This window comes from Pontibacter chinhatensis (assembly GCF_900113285.1).
In the GTDB taxonomy this organism is placed as follows: Bacteria; Bacteroidota; Bacteroidia; order Cytophagales; family Hymenobacteraceae; genus Pontibacter; species Pontibacter chinhatensis.
Genome location: NZ_FOOT01000004.1, coordinates 109,358 through 126,941, shown reverse-complemented (window position 1 = coordinate 126,941; position 17,584 = coordinate 109,358). Strand labels below are relative to the sequence as shown.

The window sequence follows — 17,584 nt, the reverse complement described above, 5'->3', positions numbered from 1 at the left end:
CTGCTCCCCATACGGCGCGTTTTCTAAAGTATGGGAGAGCATGTTGCATTGCTATTCGGAATAGAGGAAGAGACATTGACCTGGTGGCAAATGTCTGCGAGGGCGGTAGGGGTTTTCTTTGCCGCCCTTCTCATTATCCGGATGGGCAACCACCGCATTTTCGGTAAAAACTCCGCTTTCGATATTGTGTTGGGCATCATTTACGGCTCCATACTTAGCCGGGCCATTACAGGAAACTCTCCCTTTGTGCCTACCATCGTAGCGGCCTTTGTGCTGGTTATGCTGCACAAGCTTTTGGCCTACTTCACGTTTCATTCCGGTTTCGGACTGAGCTCGTTTATAAAAGGCGCGCCCAGAACGCTGGTGAAGGACGGGAAGCTGCAAAAGAAGGCCATGGAAGAGAACAGCATTACCGAAAACGACCTGACAGAGGCTATCCGGAGTTCCGGAAACTCTGCCGGAGTGGACCGCATCAAGTATGCGTATTTAGAGCGGAGCGGGAAAATCAGCGTCATCCTGAAAAGCGGGGAGGAGCCGTAAACAGTATCCCGCTCAGGTTGTTAATGAAATTGGTGAGTATGATAAAACCTGCTTTATTGGGGCAACTCTAAATCTTGCAATCCACATGAAACCGAATTCTATCTGGTTGTTGCTGTTGTTGTTGCTGGCAAGTATAAGCGGCTATGCCCAGAATGAGGTAAAGCTGAAGGAAGTGGTGGTAAGGCCGGACCTGCGCAAGGAGGTACTGGGCACCAAGCAGAAGAAGGCAGACTACGGACACGGCGGCAGCAAGGAGTACCCGCACTACCAAACGGCTTTTCATATTCCGGCCAAAGGGCGTCAGGGTTTTATAGATAAGGTAGGCATTTACATTTACCATAAGCGCACCGCCTTAGACCTTTTCCGGAAAGCCAACAGCCTGCAAGTATACCTATATGCTGTAGACAGCACAGGAGGGCCAGGAAAGCCGCTACTCCCGGAGCCCATCACGTTCAAGCCCAAAAACAATACCTATTGGCATTGGATCGACATTTCGAAGTATAACCTGACGCTTCCGGAGGAGGGGGTGTTTGCCGCTGTGAGTTGGCCCAACGCCGGCCGCTACGACAGTGGCCCCTATGTGGGCATGACAAACGAGTGTGATACCTGCCCCTTTTATGTGTACCGCTTTATGACAGACGAGCCTGTCTGGATAGAGGTAGACCAAGCGGATCAGCGTGCAAAATCGAGCGAGAAGAAAGAAGAAAGGTTTAACCAGAACCTGATGGTGCGGCTGGAAGTGTCTGTTAAATAAGTATAAATAGAAAGCCCCTCCAATTTCCTGGAGGGGCTTTCTATTTATATCATACTAAGTGGCTGCTTAGGCCATCTGGGCGTCCAGTTTCTGAGCCAGTACGTTTTTAGGCACAGCGCCTACTTGCTTGTCTACCACCTCACCGTTTTTGAACACCAGCAGGGTTGGGATGCTGCGGATGCCGAACTTGGCAGAAGTCTGCGGGTTAGCGTCTACGTCTACCTTACCGATAACGGCTTTGCCTTCGTACTCGCCAGCCAGCTCCTCTACGATCGGGCCTACCATGCGGCACGGTCCGCACCACTCTGCCCAAAAGTCTACCAGCACCGGTTTATCTGAATTGATGATCTCATCAAAGTTCGCGTCTGTGATTTCAATTGCTTTGTTAGCCATAACTTTAGCGTTTTGTTGGTTAAATTCTGCGTTATAAATATAGTAACAATTACAGGTTTGGCAAAGATCTGCCCAAACTTACGAAGCCTGACAGGCTGTCGTGCTTTGTGGAAGCAAGAACAGCCGGGAGCAGCATTTGTTATACTTACGGCATAAAGCCCTGTAAGATACTGCCATATTTGTATAAACAAGTGTTGTTGCTAAAAGTTTCGGAGGATGCGGTGGCAAGAAATGGAGGAGTGGAAGTATAAATCTGCGGTCTATTCCAGCAGTTCTACCTGAAGCAGCCCACCCGTATCGGCATAGTTGCTGGCAGAACTGTAGCGGTAATGCTGCGGCTCATTCACCCACTCTGCCCGCACGGGGTTCTGGTGCAGGTACTCCAACTTCTGATCTAAAAAGCCATTGCTGTAAATCTCTTTCACCTCGTTGCCCTCCTGCCATACTTTGTAATGCCTTACTTTAGGGTTGAGTTTGGCATTGAATTCGAATCGGTGCAGTAGCCACTGCTTGCGGCTTTCCGGCTCCTCCTGTACCGTAGCCACAATTTTTCGGCTGGTATACCCCTTGAAGTCCCGAAGTAGGTCAGATAAATTCTTGCCTTCCTCTGCAGCGGCGATCATATGCAGGTGGTTGCTCATCAGTACCCACGCATAAAGCTTCAGGCCTTTTTTCTCCTGACAAAACCTGAGCGCATCCACTACGATGTGCTTGTAAACCGGCCGGGTAAAAATGTCCACCCAATCCACTACTGTCATCGTCAGAAAGTATAAATCGCCGGGTACAATTCTGTTTTTGAGTCCCATGCCAGGTTTATACTTTATACATTAGTTTGCTGTTTCGGACATCTGTGTCCGAAACCCCTCTGCTGCGGACGTCCACGTCCGCGAAGGTTACAGAACGGGGACAAGGATGTCCCCGGCAGAGTGCATCCGGACAAGGATGTCCGGATGAGCAAAGGTTCTGCCTGAAGCAGTCCTTCAGTATCAGCGGATGAGCAAAAAGTATGTATGAAAACAAAAAGAGGCACACTGCAAAGTATGCCTCTTTCTATACTTAGGAGGATTCACAAGTATAAAATCCCGTTCATCCGATAATCCTGTAAATCCTGATCTTAAATCAATTTACACTCGCCCAGTCCCATATCCTTAATAGAGGTCAAAAACACTTTCGGGTCTATTCTATACTTACGCGAGTAGGTTGGTAGGGCGATTTTCTCCTCCGGCACGTGCAGTGTAATCTCCAGGCGCTTCTGACCGGCGCTGGCCACAATGGCATTCTCCAGCGCTTCGGCCAGGTTTGGCGTGAAGTGCTGCAGGTTGATGTTAAGCTGTACGCCCTGCGCCATCTTGTCCATCACATCGCCCAGCAACTGGATGTTCTGCGGCTTCAGCTCCCACTGGTCCTCGGATTTGTAGCGCAGCTGTACCTTGCCCCGGATAAACAAGTATAAGCCCATCTTCAGGTAAGGCGAGAACTTCATATAATCCTCCCCGAACAGCGCCATCTGCATCGACGTGTCGTAGTCCTCGATGGTGAACAGCGCAAACGGGTTGCCGTTTTTGGCGGTGCGGATTACCACGTCCGTCACCATGCCGGCCACGTTTACGTCGCGGTTTTTATACTCTTCAATTCTGTCCAGCGGACAGGTGCAGTAAGAATCAATCTCCAGCTTAAACTGGTCGAGCGGGTGGCCTGACATGTAGAAACCTACTACCTCTTTCTCGCGGCGCAGCATCTCGGCCTGCGTCCACGGCTGCACATCCGGAATCTTGGGCAGTGGAGCGGCCACAGCGGCACTGCCGCCAAACAACGACTGCTGCGCGGCCTGCTGCTCTGCCTGGTAGCTGTTACCGTAACGCACGGCCTTCTCTAGTACGCTCATACTTTCGCCTTCCGGAATCTCCATCAGCTGGGCACGGTGGTACAGCTCCCAGGAGTCGAAACAACCAGCCAGGGCCATACTTTCAAAGGTCTTCTTATTCACAGCACGCAGGTTCACGCGCTTGGCAAAATCGAAAATATCCTGGTAGAGGCCGTTCTTTTCCCTCTCGGAGATGATAGCTTCCACGGCCGCCTCGCCGGTACCTTTTATCGCGCCCAAACCGAAACGAATCTGGCCCTGCTCGTTCACGTTGAACTTCAGCAAAGATTCGTTCACGTCCGGGCCCAATACGGCAACCCCTTGCTTGCGGGCTTCCTCGATAAAGAACGTCACCTTTTTGATGTCGTTCATGTTGTTGGTCAGTACGGCCGCCATGTACTCAGCCGGGTAGTGGGCCTTCAGGTAACCGGTCTGGTAGGCTACAACCGAGTATGCAGCGGAGTGGGAGCGGTTGAAGCCGTACTGGGCAAACTTCTCCATCACGTCGAACACCTCGGAGGCTTTCTTGGCCGGGATGTTATGCTTTTCGGCGGCTCCGGCAATGAACTTCTCACGCTCCTCAGCCATTTTCTTCATGTCCTTCTTACCCATGGCGCGGCGCAGCAAGTCGGCGCCCCCAAGTGAGTAACCGGCCAGAATCTGGGCCGTCTGCATAATCTGCTCCTGGTACACCATGATACCGTAGGAGTAGTTGAGGATTGGCTCCAGCAGCTCGTGCGGGTATTCTACTTCCTCCCGGCCGTGCTTGCGGTTAATGAAGTTCGGGATGAACTGCATCGGGCCCGGACGGTAGAGGGCGTTCATGGCAATCAGGTCTTCAATGTTGGTGGGCTGCAGGTCCTTGAGGTACATGCGCATGCCCTCCGACTCGAACTGGAACGTGCCAATCGTGTCGCCGCGCTGGTAGAGTTGGTAGGTCTTTTCGTCATCAATCGGAATGGTGTCGATGTCAATCTCCACCCCGTGGTTCTTTTTGATGAGTTCCAGCGCATCTTTGATGATGGTCAGGGTTTTCAGGCCTAGAAAGTCCATCTTCAGCATGCCCGCGCTCTCAATCACCTTGCCGTCAAACTGGGTTACGAGCAGGTCGGAGTCCTTGGAAGTGGAAACCGGGATGTAGTTGGTAATGTCGTCCGGGGCGATGATAACGCCTGCCGCGTGGATACCGGTGTTACGCACCGAGCCTTCCAGTTTCTCGGCTAGCTTGAGTACGGCAGCGCGGTGGTCGTCGCCTTCGCGGATGGCGGCCAGTTCCAGGTTCTCCATAAAGGCCTTAGCCAGCGTGGTGCCCGGCGCATCGGGTACCATTTTGGCCAGCTCGTTGGCTTCGGCAAGCGGCAGGGCCGTGGAGCGCGCTACGTCTTTAATTGACGACTTGGCAGCCATGGTACCGAAGGTGATAATCTGGGCCACCTGCGTTTTGCCATACTTGTCCACCACGTAGTCAATCACGCGCTGGCGGTTCACGTCGTCAAAGTCAATATCAATATCGGGCATCGACACACGCTCCGGGTTCAGGAATCGCTCGAAGAGCAGGTTATACTTAATCGGGTCAATGTTGGTGATACCGATGCAGTAGGCTACCGCCGAGCCTGCCGCCGAACCACGGCCAGGCCCCACGAACACGCCCATGTCGCGGCCACGGTTAATGAAGTCCTGCACGATGAGGAAGTAACCGGCAAAACCCATCGTCTCCACAATGCGGAGTTCATAGTCCAGTCGTTCCTCAATTTCAGGGGTGATGTCGGTGTAGCGCTTCTTAGCTCCTTCGTAAGTCAGGTGGCGCAGATAGGCATCAGGCCCGGCATGCTCCGGCGGAATCGGGAAGTTAGGCAGCAGGATGTCGCGCTTGAGCTTGGGCGGCGTGATTTTGTCAACGATTTCGTTGGTGTTGTCCACAGCCTCCGGCACATCCTTGAACAGCTCGTTCATCTCGGCCTGCGTCTTGAAGTAGAACTGGTCGTTGGGGAAGCCAAAGCGCGTTTTGGGGCCGGCCTCGTCAATGCGGTTCAGCATCTGTCGCACGCTCGACTGGTGGCCATACTTCTGACGCACATTCTCCACCGTATCGTAAATCACCTTCTGGTCATCCGACAGGAAACGGTAATATTTGGTCGTAAAGTCGCCCACCGGCGTGCTTTGGTCCTCGCCCGTGTTCACGCACAGCAGGATGTCGTGCGCGTTCCAGTCTTCCTGGTCCACGTAGTGCGTATCGTTGGTGCAGATAACCTTTACGTTATACTTTTTGGCCCACTTGAGCAGCACCTGGTTGATGTCTTCCTGGCTTTTGCCGGTGCCGTCGATGTTCATCAGGCCGTGGCGCTGAATCTCGATGTAATAATCCTCTCCGAACACATCGAGCCACCACTTAAATATCTCCTCGGCTTCCTCTTCGGTTTTCCAAAGTATGGCTTGCGGCACCTCGGCGCCGATGCAGCAGCTGGTGGCAATCAGGCCTTTGTTATACTTTAGCAGCAGCTCCTTGTCGATGCGCGGCCACTTGCTGTACATCCCCTCGATGTAAGACATAGAGCACAGCTTGGCCAGGTTCTGGTAGCCTTCCTGGTCTTTGGCGAGCAGCAGCTGGTGGTAACGGTTATCTCTTACTTCCTTGCTGAAGGTTTTCTGGTGGCGGTCGGCCACCAAATAAAACTCGCAGCCCACAATCGGCTTCACGTTATACTTGTTGGCCTCGTTCACGAAGTTGAAGGCGGCGAACATGTTTCCGTGGTCGGTCATGGCAACGGCGGGCATGCCATCGGCCTGCGCCTTTTTCATGAGCGCGCCGATGCTGGCCTGGCCGTCGAGCAGCGAGTACTGCGTATGGGTATGTAAATGCGAAAAAACAGGCATTTATACGGGATTAGGAATGACGAATGAAGAATTAACAATGGCTCCGAAGCAAAATACAAACCTTACTTTCGGACCATCTTCGGGATGTTAAAATTACACAAAATAGGCCCGCCCCGCAAACGCTAAGCCGGCCTTACATAACAATTGTGGGCCAGATATTGTCCCTTCAGCAGGGGATGAATTTTCTGAGAAAAGTATGGCGCGCACAAAGTATAACTCCTAAACTTGGGCCTCTCGTATGATAGACTTGTGCTGGAGGGCGCGCAGCGAAGTATAAATTATGGCAACAGCAGCAGCAAAATTGAGTGGCATGTTCCGGGCCTTGAGCTCGCGTAACTATAGATTGTTTTTTGTGGGACAGGGCATCTCCCTGATTGGCACCTGGATGCAGCAGATTGCCCTGAGCTGGCTGGTGTACCGCCTGACTGACTCGGTGTTCCTGCTGGGGGCGGTTACCTTTTCCAGCCAAATTCCCTCGTTTATACTTGGTCCGTTCGCCGGGGTGCTGGCCGATAAGTTTAACCGCCACAAAGTGCTGCTCGTCACGCAGACGCTTTCCATGGTGCAGGCTTCTACGCTGGCGGCGCTGGTGCTCACCAATACCATCGAAATCTGGCATATACTGGCGCTGAGCGCTTTTCTGGGCATCATCAACGGCTTTGATATTTCTACGCGGCAGTCGTTCGTGGTGGAGATGGTGGAGCGGCGTGAGGACCTAGGTAATGCCATTGCGCTGAACTCCTCGCTGTTTAACATGGCGCGCCTGGTGGGGCCAACCATTGCTGGTTTGCTCATTGCTGCGGTAGGAGAGGGCATGTGTATTCTGATTAACGCGGTGAGTTATATTGCGGTGCTGGCCTCGCTGCTGCTCATGCGCCTGAAGCCCTTTGAGCGGGTGCAGCAGGAGCACAAAGTATGGAAATCGCTGCAGGAGGGGTTTCAATATGCCTTCGGGTTTGCACCCATTCGCTCCCTAATCATCATTGTGGCCCTGCTGAGTTTGTTCGGGATGCCCTTTACGGTGCTGCTACCTGTTTTTGCCCGCGATATTCTGCACGGCGGCGCCAATACGCTGGGCTATCTGATGGGCGCCTCCGGCCTTGGCGCCTTGACCGGGGCTTTGTTCTTGGCGCAGCGGAAGTCGGTGGTGGGCCTGGGGAAGGTGCTGCTCGCCACCATGACCATCTTCGGGGTGGCACTCATCCTGTTCTCATTTTCTAAAATGCTGCTGCTCTCGCTGGCGCTCATGTTGTTCACCGGCTTTGGAATGATTGTTACGATGGCCTCCTGCAACACGCTGCTGCAAACCCTGGTGGACGATGACAAGCGTGGCCGCGTGATGAGCTTTTACTCGACGGCTTTTATGGGAATGGCGCCGATTGGTAGTATGCTGGCCAGCTCGGTGGCGGAGCAGATTGGGGTGGGATATACATTGGCGGGCTGTGGTTTTCTATGTGTGCTGAGCATTATCCCTTTTGCCATCTATCGCCCTAAGCTGCGGCGCATGGTGCAGCCCATCTACCAGCGGCTCGGCATTCTGCCTGAGATTGCCACCGGCCTGCAAACTGCCTCTAACCTGACTGCCGCGCAGGAGAAGCGGTAGTTTGGAGGTTGTTATAGGTTATACTTCCGGTATTCCGGACATCCTTGTCTGAATCAGGATTTTCAGGATTAAAGGATTAGCAGGATTTATACTTGATCTATACTTTATACTTATCTGTCGCAAGCGTCCGCTTGTTCGGCTTGTGCCTTTGCCTCTTTTCTGGCGCAAGTCTTCAGACTTGTGTCCTATAATGAGGTCAAGTTTGCAACTTGACTGGCTTGAAAAGCCATACTTTATACTTTGGCTCCAGTTTAGACTTTAGCTATACTTTCCTAGCCATTGCTTCCTTCTACTTGACACAAGCTATTCTTAGTAGCCTCCGTTCATCCTCTAGTTCCCACAAACGTCTTGTTGCATCTCTGACCTTGGTGCTCTCAAGGCCGAGAGGCCTCGCCTTCGGGCATCGCGCTGTCTACATTTCCTTCGCTCCTAACGTCGCAATTTCGCTTAGGCGAAACCAGAAATCTAGAAGGCGCTCAACCCAAAGGCTGGGACAAGAATCGATAGCCGCTGCTGACGGAGATTGAACCAAGTCCCCCTTTGAAGGGGGTAGGGGGATGTAATCGTGTGCAGACAATTCCCCTCCTCGGAGGGGCAAGGGCTGGGTTTATAGTTGTAGGGACAGGTCGTGACCTGTCCGCGCGAGACCAGTAACTATAAAACCTATACTTCAGCCAAAGTAATCACAAACTCCCCTCCTTAGACTACCGAGAACGCGAGTTCGAAGGTAGCGGGCGTAGCTCTGAGGGGCAAGGGGTGGTTAGACCCGATACCGAAGGACGTTTAAAAGTATAAAGCCGACCCTTTAGGCCGGCTTTATACTTTTAAGTTATATTGAGCTCGTAGTCGATAGTTGCTTTATACTATCAACCAACAAGGAGGCTACTTCTTCCTAATCTCAAGTTTCTCACCCACGCTTACCGAGAAGTCCGGCTTGTTGTTCCACTCCATGATGTCCTTGATGGTTACATCATACTTGCGGGAGATCTGGTACATGCTCTCGCCGGCGGCTACGGTGTGGTAAATGGTGCCCTTGGCAGTCGTGGTATTGCCGGTAGCAGCTGGTGTATTGGCGGAAGGTGCGGCAGGAGCCTTCACGCGCAGTTCCTGGCCCAGACTCAGGGCACTGCCCTGCAGACTGTTCCACTGGCGCAGCTGGTCTACCGACACGTTATACATTCTGGAGATCTGGTACAGCGTCTCGCCTGCTGCTACCGAGTGGTAAGCGTTGTCGGTGCTGAGCATGGTGGCCGGTGTCTCCGCGGCATCCTCGGTAAAAGGAGAGGCGGCCGGCTGCTGCAGCGGCTCTGCAATCAACAGCTCCTGCCCCAGTTTCAGCGGCGCGTCGCCCAGGTTGTTCCAGGCTACCAGCTCGTCTATACTTACAGCATACAGCCTGGCGATGCCCCAAAGTGTTTCGCCCTGCTTCACAATATGCGTGGTAGCGTTAGCTGCCGGTTGGATCGCCAGCGCTGGCTCTTTTACAGGTTCTGCAGCTTTCGTTGGTGCAGCCGTAACCGGAGCCCTTTCTTCAACCGGGGCAGACTCGGTTACAAACGGATCGACTTCTACCGCTGGGGCTGGCTCTAATTCCGGCTCCTCTTCAAAGTATGTTTCCTCTTCTTTTGCGGCTGGCTGGGCAGTTTCAGTTTTAGCTGCACCCGGGTACAGGTTTGTGTTTTTTTCGGCTGGAGCCTTTGTAGAGACAGGCTCTGGGTCCGGTGCTCTTTCTACCACAACTGTTTCCTCAAATTCCTCTTCTTCGGCTACTGCTTCTGTAGGTACAACTACATTTCGCTCCGGCTGCGGCTCGCCCTTAAGCTTGCTAACTAGGCGGGTAAAGAAGTTCTCTTTGCGAGGGGTAGGCGTAGTGGTAACCGGCTCATACTTCTCCTTAGAGGCCGTGGCTACATTTGTTTTATTTACATCGCGCACCTCTACCGGCGTGTGGGCAGGGCGTCGCTTCTGCAGCCACAGCACACGGCCCGGCACTGGCACCTCGTTGCGCTTCATGCGGTTCTTGAACAGCAGGTAGCTCAGGCGTACGCCGTAGTGCTGCGATATCAGTTGCATGGTTTCGCCGGGCTGCACCACGTGGTATTCTGTATCGGCATTCATACGCTTCGGCTCGATGTAGTAGGCCGTGCCCTCCTCAATCTTGTCGAAACTTTGCATGTCGTTATACTTCAGGAACTGGCGGGTGGAGATGCCGGCCTGGAGTGCCAGTTTATCCTTGGTGTCGCCCTGGCGAGCCACCAGCGCGTTCAGGTTGTTGCGCTTCACCATGGCTGCTGAGGACTTGCGGGTGCTGCTCTGGCGCGGGGCAGGCTGGGTAGTTTCCTTGGCCGATGCCATCAGGCCTCCATCGTTGCCGTTGCGCACAGGTATCATCACATAGTAATCCTTGTCTGATGGGATGGAGTTGCCCAGCAGCCACTTGTTATACCGCTCCAACTCACTGTAATCGGTTTTGGTGGCCAGCGCGATTTCCGAAAGGCTTTGGCCAGGCTTGGCACGGTGCTCCTGCAGCGACACGGCTGGCGGATTGGCTTTGCCCACAAAGGCATCGTAGGCCACCTTGTGCGCCAGAAAGGTCAGGATGTAGTCGTTCGTGCGCTCGGTGATGTCCATCTGCCGGGCACCTTTGTCGGAAGGCTTGGTGTAGGGTTTGGCGCCTGAGTACCCCAGGTAATAGGAGAGCAGGGAGTTGAGCCAGTTATCGTAGTGGTTGTTGCTGCGCAAAAAATACTTGGCAGCGCCACGGCTGGCCTCTACAATATGGCGGCGCTCATCCACCACGTTGTTGATGCGCAGGTTAAAATCCTGTGCGGCCTCCCGCTTAAACTGCCAGTAACCCACGGCGTTGGAAGTAGACACGGCATCGCCAATCAGCCCGCTCTCCTGCAGGGCCAGGTACTTGTAATCGTCCGGAACACCTTCCTCCTTAAACACCCGCTCAATAATCGGGAAGTAGGCGTCTGCCAGGTCCACCTTCATCTGGAAGTATAGCTTGCTGCGGTGCAGGGCATCTACCTTCTTCTGAATCTCGGCCTGGGCCCTGTTGTTGAGCTTCAGGTGGATGTCAGCGAAATAGAGATTATGGGGCACGGTAACAGATTGCGCCAGCGCCAGAAGGGGCAAAAGCAGCAGGACAAGCAGGGTGGCAAGCGGTCTCCTCATAACAGGGGTACTTAAGTTTGATTAATTATAAAACGGGGGCTCTACTTCCGGTTGAGTTAACTATAGTTAAATGACTATATTTTAATGTGTTTAGCATAGAATATAGTTAATGCAAAATTAAAGGAAAAACCTTTGTATTCTAAAACGCGCGGCCAAGTTCCTGCATTATTTTTTCGGGCCGGAAAGTATAAATATTTCTTTGCCAGGATGGACGGGAGCTAAGCTGCAGAAGTATAGCAGGTTAGCTAAAATGGAAACAAAAAAGAGAGGCTGCGGACCTCTCTTTATACTTTACTGGATGTTATACCTTACTTTTTTCTGGCCACCATCAGCCCGTCGCGAACAGGCAGGAGGATGTTCTCCACCCGCTCGTCCTGCTGCACCTGCTGGTTAAAGTCCATCACGGCCTGGGTGTCCTCGTCGAGCTTTTTGCGGAACTTCTCCAGTACCTTGCCGCTCCAGAGCACATTGTCGGCAATGATGTAGCCGCCGGGGCGCACCTTGTCAATCACCATGTCGTAGTAGCGGCCGTAGTTGATCTTGTCAGCATCGATGAACACCAAATCGAACTCCGTATCCAGGGTAGGCACAATTTCCAGTGCGTTGCCAATGTATAGTTTTATACTTTCATCATAGCCCGACTCCTGAAAGTACCCCCGCACGCGCTCCTCCAACTCCTCGTTGATGTCGATGGTATGCAGGGTGCCGCCCGGCTGCAGCCCCTCAGCCATGCACAGCGCCGAGTAGCCGGTGTAGGTGCCAATCTCCAGGATCTGGCGCGGCTGTATCATTTTGGAAAACATGGACAGCAAACGCCCCTGCAGGTGCCCCGACAGCATGCGCGGCTTCATCACGCTCAGGTGCGTCTGGCGGTTTATCTTGTGCAGCAGTTCACTTTCCGGCGAAGTATGGTCCTCGGCGTAATGCAGCAGTTCCTCGTCTATAAACTCCATAGTTTTAAATTGTTAAATTGTTGATGGTTAAATTGTTGGTTTGTATAGATTAACCATTTAACAATACAGCAATGTAACCATTAATTAGGTACATAATTCAGGATGCTCAGGTTCTCCTCGCGCAGCACGTCGTTGGCGATGTCGGTCAGGTCGGAGGCCGTTATACTTTTAATCTTGTCGAAAATTTCGTTCAGCGATTCCACACGATCCTGGTCGAGTATACTTTTGCCCAGCATCATCATCAGCCCCATGTTGCTTTCCTCGGCCATGGCCAGTTGTCCCATCAGTTGCTCTTTGGCCGTGTGCAGTTGCAGCGAGCCCAATGGCTTTTCGCGCAGCTTCTTCAGCTCCTTCAACACGAGGGCCGTGGTGCGCTTGAGCTGCTTTTTCTCGGTGCCGAAGTAGATGGACAGCAGGCCGGTATCGATGTAGGTGGCATAGTTGGAGTCGATGGTGTACACCAGGCCGTGTTTCTCGCGCACCGCCAGGTTCAGGCGCGAGTTCATGCCCGGGCCGCCCAGCAGGTTGTTGAGCATGAAGAACGGGATGCGGCGGTCGTCGCTAAGAGGGTAGGCTGGGCACCCAATCACACAATGCGCCTGCGAGATGGGCTTTTCCAGGGTAACGATTTTAGGCAGATACCCCGTAAACGGCACGCGCTCACGCTGCTTTTTTATACTTGGGATGTCGCTCAGGTACTTATCGGCCAGCTTCACCACCTTCTCGAAAGGCAGGTTGCTCACCGAGCAGAACACCAACGCGTCGGTGCTCAGGTTGCGGCCGATGAAGTTGAGGAAGTCCTGCTTCTGAAAACCAGACACGCTCTCCTTGGTGCCCAGAATGTTGTTACCCAGCGCATGGCCGTCGAATACCACCGCATCGAACTCGTCCACAATGGCCTCCTCGGGCGTGTCCAGGTACATCGACATCTCCTCCAAAATCACGCCGCGCTCCTTTTCAATTTCTCTCTCTGGGAAAACAGAGTGGAAGGTGATATCGGTGAGCAGCTCGAACGACTTCTCGAAGTGCTTGTCGAGCACCGAGCTGTAGAAGCAGATTTTCTCTTTGGTGGTATAGGCGTTGAGTTCGCCGCCCACGGCCTCCAATCGGTTGAGGATGTAGAACGACTTGCGTTTCTGTGTGCCCTTAAAAGCCATGTGCTCCCAGAAGTGGGCCAGCCCCTGCTCGTGCGGCAATTCGTCGCGGCTGCCAATGTCCATCACAAAGCCGCTGTGGGCTATCTTGGTGTGCAGCACCTGTTTGTGTACTACCCTTATGCCGTTGGGTAAAGTATATATTTGGTAATCAAGCATTCAATTCTGAATTAGCCTGCAAAGGTATGGAAAAAGAACCGGACTTTCCGGAGAATCGCGGATGTAATGCGCTGGGGAAAGTAGGGCTGGTGTTGTAGAGGATAGGCTGAGTTATACCCGTTGAATAGTGTTCTAGCTTAAGAGCAGGGGAGGGAATTATTTTGCTGTTCCGGGTCCAACCACCCCTACCCCTCCTTAGCCAAGGAGGGGAGCCTGTTATTGCTGTGGCAGAAGTATAAGTTTCATTGCCACAGTTCTCGCGCGGACAGGTCGCGACCTGTCCCTACAGGTTCAACCCTACCCCAACCCTCCCCTAAGAACAGGGGAGGGAGCTATACTTGCTCCCTTATTTGTCATCTCGAGCAGCGCGAGAGATCTATGAAACTCTAAACAGATCTCTCACAGCTACGCTGGCTCTCTTCGGCTCTCGCCTCAAGAGGGTCGAGATGACAGCATTAGCCGTGGCTATCGAACTGATTCCCAGTTTTTCTGTGAAGCGCCTTGTGAGATCCGGTGCCCGTTAAGGGCAGCCCGAGATACGAGGGCAGGAGGGAACATAGCGCTGAGCAGGAAAACAAGGCCTCCCGGCCTGGGAGGGCAGAAAGTATGCTATACAACGAGCCGTTGGTGGGAACTAGAGGATGAACGGCAGCTAATAAGGATAGCTTGTTTCAAATGGAAGTAAGCCGAGGCTATGAAATCAAAGTATGAAGTATAAAAGGACACGAGCTACAAGCTCGCGTTAGCGGAAGTATAAATCAGCAAGTATAAAGTATAGCCAGAGTAAGTATGGCTCTGCGAGCCAGTTGCGTTACAAACCCAACACCATCGTAGGACACAAGTCTAAAGACTTGCGCCAGGAAAGAGGGAAAGATGCAAGCAGACGCTTGTACCAGGAAAAGTTTAAAGTATAGAAGGTTGACTACAAGCTCACCATAGAGATAGGGGAAAAAAGAAAAAGACAAGTACGCTTGTTACCGGACTTTCCGGGCATAGGTAGAAGAGCCAGCATCATAAGCATCAGCCGCTATTATAAGTATATTGTTCTCAACTTTTACGTGCAGCACTCCAAAGTCATCATCCAGATTTGGGGTGGTATGGGCTTCATAAAAGATAATGCGCTTGATAGGCATGTTGGTGAGTTTGGAGACCTCATCCTTCAGAATATACTTACCAGAGTATTTGGTGCCGTCGGTGATGCGCTCGTAGGTATCTTTGGTGAACCTGTAAATATTGCCATTCCCAGGCTTGTATTCGATTGCCCCTCCCCAACCATTCGTGACGGACCGTAACTCCCAAGTGCCTACCAGGCTGTTTTCTGTCTCGGTCGCTTCAGGGAAATCAGCATCGTTTTTCTCGCAGCTTGTCAGCAGGAAGAGCAGGCATAGGAGTGCGAACACGGAGCGTTTGATAGGTGGTTGGTTATGAGTTGGTTTGTGCTGGTATGACCCATTGCATAGAAAGATGGTTGCATCCGCCCATTCCAATTTATAGAGCACTGCGCTAAACGGCCACTTCAAACGCTACCTCGCCTTCTGCAATCCCCCCACATTAATTACAAAGCCCGCCGAGAATACGGAATAAGCTGCCGTTAGCACATCGCGGTTCTTGAGGCCGATGGTGGTGCCGGTGGTGTACTGCAACTGCACGGCAGGGTTCAGGGTGAGGCGGGTGTAGAAGATCGGCTCCAGGAAAATATTGTCCTCCGTTTCGCCGGGGACGTTGTTCAAAGTATAGTCGTGCATGTTGAGGTAGCTGGCGCGCAGGGCCGTGCCGTAGTTGAGCGGAAACTCCCGGTTGAGCAGCCGCAGCGACCTTTTACGCTTGGAGGTGAAGTTTACCTGCACAAAGTACTTGCTGAAGTTGGCGTCGTGGCGCTCGTAGGTCATCTCGCCGGTCTCCTTGTCCTCCTTTTTCTCGGTGCGCTCAGAGCTGCCGCCGCCAAAGCCGCCGTAAATTTCCAGGATGCGGTTGTTCTCCGGCCCGAAGGTGGTGAAGTAGCCGCCGGCAGCCTCCAGCAGGTTGTGGCGTATGTCGCGCTTGCGGCGCTCGCTGCTCAGCATGGAGCCGTTCAGCAGCACGGCAAAGTGGTCCGACACAGCATAGGCGGTGTTAAAGGTGATGTTCCCTTTTGGGGTAACGTGGCCTCCGGCACTTAGCTCTCCTTTCTGCGTGAACATCGGCACATTGGGCACATTGGGCATGTAGGCCGAGGTGCCACAGCCGGCCAGCAGCAGGGGCAGGGCCAGCAGAACCAGGTATTTCATACTTTTAAAAGAGGGGGAGGAGAGAAAAAGTGTACTCATAAAGTTATATTCTTGCAGGCTAAGTTTGCCAACTTAAGTAATGGCCGCTGCATTCACAAGCAGCTAACGATAGATTTAGTGAAATATTCAGATTATTAAGTTAAAAGCTGCGGATTTATATTGCATTTTTAACTAAAGCTCGTTTCGCGTAGTTTTGTCGGCAGCATGAAGAAAATACTGATCATACAAACGGCTTTTCTGGGCGACGTAGTGTTGGCGACGGCGCTGGTGGAGAAGCTGCATACTTACTACCCGGAGGCACAACTCGACTTCCTGCTTCGTAAAGGCAACGAGGGACTGCTGAAGGACCACCCGCTGCTGCGCCAGGTGCTTATCTGGAACAAGCAGGAGGGAAAGTATAAAAGCCTGCTGCGGCTGCTCTCGCAAATCCGCGCCGAAACGTATGATTTGGTGGTAAACGTGCAGCGCTTCGGGGCCACGGGCTTTCTGACCGCATTTTCCGGGGCAAAGGAGACAGTGGGTTTTGAGAAGAACCCGTTCTCGCGCCTGTTTACCCGGCGTTATGTGCACGATGTGCGCTCAGGTACCCACGAGGTGGAGCGCAACAACATGCTCATCCAAAGTATAACCAACGCCAAGCCTGCCAAGCCAAAGCTGTACCCCAGCCAAGCCGACTTTGCCAAAGTAGAGCAGTGGAAGCAGGAACCGTTTATCTGCATGGCGCCCACCTCGGTATGGTTCACCAAGCAATACCCGCAGGAGCAGTGGGTGCAGCTAATCAACAGCCTCGACCCAAAGTATAAAGTATACCTGCTCGGCTCACCCGCCGACAAGCAGCACTGCGAAGAGATCATCAGCCAAAGTATAAACCAGCGTGTGGAGAACCTCTGCGGACAGCTGAACCTGCTGCAATCTGCTGCCCTGATGCGCGACGCGGTGCTCAACTATGTAAATGACTCCGGCCCGATGCATCTGGCCTCCGCGCTCAATGCCCCCACCTGCGCCATCTACTGCTCCACGGTGCCGCGCTTCGGCTTCGGTCCGCTGGCCGATTTTGCCCAGGTGGTAGAGCGCGAGGAACCGCTTTACTGCCGCCCCTGCGGTTTGCACGGCCACAAGGCCTGCCCGCAAGGCCATTTTAAGTGCGCTCGCGAAATTAAGAATGAGCAGTTGCTGGAGGTGTTGAGGGTTAGAGAGTTGGGGAGTTAGAGAGTTTGGGAGTGGGCATGATGGCTAAAGTTTTAAGAATACTAGCTACAATTATAGCCTGCCTTATCACTGTAGTTTGTGCTTTTTATACTGATAAAAACAATCAAGCTGCACTTTATAGCCCATTCCTTTTTATTGTAGTCATTATTCTGACTAATCTTGATCAAGTAAGGGTAAATAAATTAAAAGCTTTAGGATTGGGGCTGATGTTGGCACTGCCTGTGTTTTTCATTTCAGCTTTAGCTGTGGTTGCGTTTACAAAAATAGTGAAAGATGCACAGCTAGGAATAGTTTTAGGTTCAGCCTTGTCGGCAGGTCTCCTGTTTTTGGTCAATAGCTTATACTTTAACATAAGGAGCTTTAAAGCATGTTTGGCAATAACAGCGGTTTTAGGAGGTATCGCTCCGTTCGTTGCTCAGTTCTTTAGGTTATACCTGCCTGGCATAAACTCCTCGGCAGGTCTTGTAGAGGACCCGGCTCTGTTCTTCATCTGCTGGCAAGTATTGGTGGGGTTGGGTATAAGTATAGGGATTTGGGTAAAAGCAGATTAGGCAAATCTTGCCTCAGAATAAAGCTCAATTCTCACCCCTCTACATACTAATTTTGCCCACCCAGTGGTTTTATACTATATTCG

General features: G+C 52.5%; 13 protein-coding genes. 5 read left to right on the top strand and 8 right to left on the bottom strand.

Annotated features, from left to right (window positions below; translation table 11 throughout):
- Positions 1 to 30 precede the first annotated feature (30 nt).
- Positions 31 to 540 (top strand): DUF421 domain-containing protein, encoded by a 510-nt coding sequence (locus BM040_RS12550; RefSeq protein WP_245756206.1) that lies wholly within the window; start codon positions 31 to 33, stop codon positions 538 to 540.
- Positions 541 to 625: 85 nt separating this feature from the next.
- A complete protein-coding gene (locus tag BM040_RS12545) occupies positions 626 to 1,294 on the top strand; it encodes a hypothetical protein (RefSeq protein WP_092101811.1) in 669 nt (222 codons plus the stop codon).
- 66 nt (positions 1,295 to 1,360) lie between these two features.
- Here the strand turns inward: BM040_RS12545 and trxA are convergent, their stop codons facing one another.
- From trxA to dnaE, 3 genes are all read right to left on the bottom strand, one after another.
- Complete coding sequence (gene trxA, locus BM040_RS12540) at positions 1,361 to 1,726, bottom strand: thioredoxin (RefSeq protein WP_342749965.1); 366 nt, start codon at positions 1,724 to 1,726, stop codon at positions 1,361 to 1,363.
- A 221-nt stretch (positions 1,727 to 1,947) separates the two neighbouring features.
- Positions 1,948 to 2,493 carry an REP-associated tyrosine transposase gene (locus BM040_RS12535; protein ID WP_092101805.1) on the bottom strand — a complete coding sequence of 182 codons (546 nt, stop codon included), beginning with the start codon at positions 2,491 to 2,493 and terminating at the stop codon, positions 1,948 to 1,950.
- A gap of 308 nt (positions 2,494 to 2,801) precedes the next feature.
- Complete coding sequence (gene dnaE / locus BM040_RS12530; RefSeq protein ID WP_092101802.1) at positions 2,802 to 6,425, bottom strand: DNA polymerase III subunit alpha; 3,624 nt, start codon at positions 6,423 to 6,425, stop codon at positions 2,802 to 2,804.
- Between the two features lie 280 nt (positions 6,426 to 6,705).
- Here dnaE and BM040_RS12525 point away from each other — a divergent pair, with 280 nt between their 5' ends.
- Positions 6,706 to 8,028 carry an MFS transporter gene (locus tag BM040_RS12525; protein ID WP_217646780.1) on the top strand — a complete coding sequence of 441 codons (1,323 nt, stop codon included), beginning with the start codon at positions 6,706 to 6,708 and terminating at the stop codon, positions 8,026 to 8,028.
- A gap of 882 nt (positions 8,029 to 8,910) precedes the next feature.
- Here BM040_RS12525 and BM040_RS12520 read toward each other — a convergent pair.
- From BM040_RS12520 to BM040_RS12500, 5 genes are all read right to left on the bottom strand, one after another.
- Positions 8,911 to 11,208, bottom strand: coding sequence for a LysM peptidoglycan-binding domain-containing protein (locus tag BM040_RS12520; protein ID WP_092101796.1), 2,298 nt, complete (start codon positions 11,206 to 11,208; stop codon positions 8,911 to 8,913).
- 308 nt (positions 11,209 to 11,516) lie between these two features.
- Complete coding sequence (locus BM040_RS12515) at positions 11,517 to 12,161, bottom strand: O-methyltransferase (RefSeq protein WP_092101793.1); 645 nt, start codon at positions 12,159 to 12,161, stop codon at positions 11,517 to 11,519.
- An 80-nt stretch (positions 12,162 to 12,241) separates the two neighbouring features.
- Positions 12,242 to 13,474, bottom strand: coding sequence for a M16 family metallopeptidase (locus BM040_RS12510; RefSeq protein WP_092101790.1), 1,233 nt, complete (start codon positions 13,472 to 13,474; stop codon positions 12,242 to 12,244).
- 974 nt (positions 13,475 to 14,448) lie between these two features.
- On the bottom strand, positions 14,449 to 14,874 hold the full coding sequence (locus BM040_RS12505; protein ID WP_092101786.1) for a hypothetical protein: 426 nt from the start codon (positions 14,872 to 14,874) through the stop codon (positions 14,449 to 14,451).
- A 123-nt stretch (positions 14,875 to 14,997) separates the two neighbouring features.
- Positions 14,998 to 15,741: a hypothetical protein gene (locus tag BM040_RS12500; RefSeq protein WP_092101783.1), complete on the bottom strand. Its 744-nt coding sequence runs from the start codon at positions 15,739 to 15,741 to the stop codon at positions 14,998 to 15,000.
- Positions 15,742 to 15,945: 204 nt separating this feature from the next.
- On the opposite strand from BM040_RS12500, the gene BM040_RS12495 reads away from it, so the two are divergent.
- Both BM040_RS12495 and BM040_RS12490 read left to right on the top strand, forming a co-directional pair.
- Positions 15,946 to 16,950 (top strand): glycosyltransferase family 9 protein, encoded by a 1,005-nt coding sequence (locus tag BM040_RS12495; protein ID WP_092101780.1) that lies wholly within the window; start codon positions 15,946 to 15,948, stop codon positions 16,948 to 16,950.
- Positions 16,951 to 16,967: 17 nt separating this feature from the next.
- Positions 16,968 to 17,501 carry a hypothetical protein gene (locus BM040_RS12490; protein ID WP_092101777.1) on the top strand — a complete coding sequence of 178 codons (534 nt, stop codon included), beginning with the start codon at positions 16,968 to 16,970 and terminating at the stop codon, positions 17,499 to 17,501.
- Positions 17,502 to 17,584: the final 83 nt, after the last annotated feature.

Bases quoted from the DNA above. Each gene is read 5' to 3' on its own strand.
- BM040_RS12550 (WP_245756206.1), top strand. From the start codon at position 31: ATGGGAGAGCATGTTGCATTGCTATTCGGAATAGAGGAAGAGACATTG.
- BM040_RS12525 (WP_217646780.1), top strand. From the start codon at position 6,706: ATGGCAACAGCAGCAGCAAAATTGAGTGGCATGTTCCGGGCCTTGAGC.
- BM040_RS12535 (WP_092101805.1), bottom strand. From the start codon at position 2,493: ATGGGACTCAAAAACAGAATTGTACCCGGCGATTTATACTTTCTGACG.
- BM040_RS12490 (WP_092101777.1), top strand. From the start codon at position 16,968: ATGATGGCTAAAGTTTTAAGAATACTAGCTACAATTATAGCCTGCCTT.
- BM040_RS12545 (WP_092101811.1), top strand. From the start codon at position 626: ATGAAACCGAATTCTATCTGGTTGTTGCTGTTGTTGTTGCTGGCAAGT.
- BM040_RS12515 (WP_092101793.1), bottom strand. From the start codon at position 12,161: ATGGAGTTTATAGACGAGGAACTGCTGCATTACGCCGAGGACCATACT.
- BM040_RS12500 (WP_092101783.1), bottom strand. From the start codon at position 15,741: ATGAAATACCTGGTTCTGCTGGCCCTGCCCCTGCTGCTGGCCGGCTGT.
- dnaE (WP_092101802.1), bottom strand. From the start codon at position 6,425: ATGCCTGTTTTTTCGCATTTACATACCCATACGCAGTACTCGCTGCTC.
- BM040_RS12495 (WP_092101780.1), top strand. From the start codon at position 15,946: ATGAAGAAAATACTGATCATACAAACGGCTTTTCTGGGCGACGTAGTG.
- BM040_RS12510 (WP_092101790.1), bottom strand. From the start codon at position 13,474: ATGCTTGATTACCAAATATATACTTTACCCAACGGCATAAGGGTAGTA.
- BM040_RS12520 (WP_092101796.1), bottom strand. From the start codon at position 11,208: ATGAGGAGACCGCTTGCCACCCTGCTTGTCCTGCTGCTTTTGCCCCTT.